General features: G+C 58.5%; 5 protein-coding genes and 1 pseudogene. 1 reads left to right on the top strand and 5 read right to left on the bottom strand.

Going from position 1 to position 2028, the window contains the following annotated elements:
* Nucleotides 1-75 precede the first annotated feature (75 nt).
* From E0D98_RS23615 to E0D98_RS23600, 4 genes are all read right to left on the bottom strand, one after another.
* Nucleotides 76-594 (bottom strand): DUF1380 family protein, encoded by a 519-nt coding sequence (locus E0D98_RS23615; RefSeq protein WP_240723757.1) that lies wholly within the window; start codon nucleotides 592-594, stop codon nucleotides 76-78.
* On the bottom strand, nucleotides 524-745 hold the full coding sequence (locus E0D98_RS23610) for a hypothetical protein (protein WP_097416728.1): 222 nt from the start codon (nucleotides 743-745) through the stop codon (nucleotides 524-526). Before E0D98_RS23610 ends, E0D98_RS23615 begins: the two co-directional genes overlap by 71 nt.
* Nucleotides 746-1429, bottom strand: coding sequence for a DNA methylase (locus E0D98_RS23605; protein WP_087672695.1), 684 nt, complete (start codon nucleotides 1427-1429; stop codon nucleotides 746-748).
* Nucleotides 1430-1504: 75 nt separating this feature from the next.
* Entirely contained in the window at nucleotides 1505-1717 is a 213-nt protein-coding gene (locus tag E0D98_RS23600) for a hypothetical protein (protein WP_251815463.1), read from the bottom strand.
* Between E0D98_RS23600 and E0D98_RS28585 the strand changes: the two genes are divergently transcribed.
* Nucleotides 1633-1863, top strand: a complete 231-nt coding sequence (locus E0D98_RS28585; RefSeq protein ID WP_306292336.1) for an arginase — start codon at nucleotides 1633-1635, stop codon at nucleotides 1861-1863. The genes E0D98_RS23600 and E0D98_RS28585 overlap by 85 nt on opposite strands.
* Here the strand turns inward: E0D98_RS28585 and E0D98_RS23595 are convergent.
* Nucleotides 1814-2028 (bottom strand): annotated as a pseudogene (locus tag E0D98_RS23595) (hypothetical protein); the annotation flags it as partial. The gene E0D98_RS28585 and the pseudogene E0D98_RS23595 sit on opposite strands and share 50 nt — an antisense overlap.

Raw genomic sequence — 2028 nt, 5'->3', positions numbered from 1 at the left:
GACAAACCAGTGCATTCAGCGTTTTGTTCATGATTAATGGTCTCCCTGAATCGCCGCCCGAAGGCGGCGATAACATCAGTCGTTTTCGTGTGTGTTGTTTTTCAGCAGGATGCGGGCCTGATTAACCACCGCCTGACGGCGGGTGACGCATTCCGGGACGGCGAGGCCGTAATCACGGGCGGCCCATTCACGTTTCCACAGTGCCTGTTCGGCGGTCTGAATCAGGGACGCCAGCAGTTCAGCCGGGACGGTCACCTGGCGGTTTTCGCTCACGTTGCTGATAATCTCCATCGCAGTGGCGGAAGAAATACCGGATTCAGTCCGCTGGTCTTCCGGGATGTCCTCCAGACACGCCAGGACGATCCTGATTTCATGATCGGACAGGGAAATATCCATTCCGTCAGCGAGGGCCTGAATCTCTTCCGGGGACCAGATAACCAGCATCAACGGCGTGTCTCCCGGATACTTTGCTGCCAGCGCCCGGCATAGCGTTTCGCATGTTCCGTACATTCTCGTCTCCTTCTCAATCTTTGAAGCAGGAATCCAGTTCCAGAATTTCGGTATACGCCTCCATGAACAGGCGATTGGCGCGATACAGCGTCTGGCGTGTCAGGCGTTCAACAAGCACATCGGAATCAAAGCGACAGCGATGCTCCATATCGTTCAGCCTGGCCCGAAGGTCACACATGGCACTGGCCACCTCCGCCACGTCGGCGCGCAGTTTTTCGTGTCCGGCATAGTTCATTTACGCAGCCTCCGGTTCAAACCAGTTATCATTCGCGGCCCCCTGCTGCATGGCCCGTTGCACGGCGGCCAGTCGTTGCTGTCCGGCACGGTGATACTGTTCAAGCAGCTCGATACCGATATACCGGCGTCCGGACTGAAGGGCGGCCACGCAGGTTGAGCCGCTGCCTGCAAACGGGTCCAGCACAATCGCGTTCGGGTGTGTGAAGCTCTCAATCAGTGGTTGCAGGCTGGTAACGGGCTTTTCCGTCGGGTGATGGCGGTTGCCCGAATATTTCCAGCCCAGCACGTCCGGCAGCGGGTTTTGTGGCAGATGTGGACGACCTTTTGCCAGGATGTAGGCGCATTCGTGGCGATAGCCCACATATGCGGCCTTCGATGTGTAGGTTTTGGTAAACACCAGGTGTCCGACCACGCTGAATCCCGCATTTTTCCAGGCAGACATAAAGCGATCGACGCGGTTCCAGCCATAGAAGCTCACCATCAGCGCGTCTTTTTTCAGCACGCGGTACATCTCATTACAGGCCGGTTGCAGCCATTCATCGGTTTTATCGCCAGCGATGGTGCGCCCGGAACGGTCACGGAAACCGACGAGATACGGCGGGTCGGCGAGGATGAAATCGACAGCATTGTCCGGAAACGTGGCCATAACTCGCACGCAGTCACCCAGGATAAAACGGGACATAAAAGCCTCCTTCTCTTACAGAGGGCACCGGGAGGGCACCCCTGTGGTGCCCGTTCCCCGCTGCCTGTGGGCTGTTCACCGCGTCCGGTAACGGGTCAGGCCGACCGTGGAATACCGCAGCCGTCGTCTTTCTGACGGCAAGGCTATGCCGCGAAAGCGGCTTGAAGGGCGTTCATCAGAAAAGGGCGACAGGCTGGCGTACACTGTCACCGACGCCAGCCGGGAGCGGTAAAAGCGCCCGTCCCGTGCCCGGCCGGACGCGGGACACTGACCACAGGCAGCGTTTATGCCGCGCCGCGTCAGCCGGCGCAGTAAAAAGAGGAGCACGGCGACATCCTTTACCGGAAAAGAAACGGGCGGTAGCCCGCCCGTCTCCGTCATACTTCATCCGCCATAATGCGCCACCTTGTCGACTATCCACGCAGGTCCGGTGACTTCCGGCAGCTCATCGTCATCTGTCGGGGAAGACCATTCCAGCTCCCCCCACAGCACATCAACGAGCTCTCCGCGCTCATACAACTGCCAGCCACAGAAATCACAGCCCTGTTCGGCATACCAGTGCTCCAGCGTGCAGCTGAAACGGCGGCTTAATTCTGCAA

Origin of the sequence: Escherichia sp. KCJ4928 (assembly GCF_004352695.1) — a bacterium.
Lineage (GTDB): Bacteria > Pseudomonadota > Gammaproteobacteria > Enterobacterales > Enterobacteriaceae > ECMA0423.
Note: the sequence above shows the minus strand (reverse complement) of the source record. Positions and strands in the feature narration are given on the sequence as shown.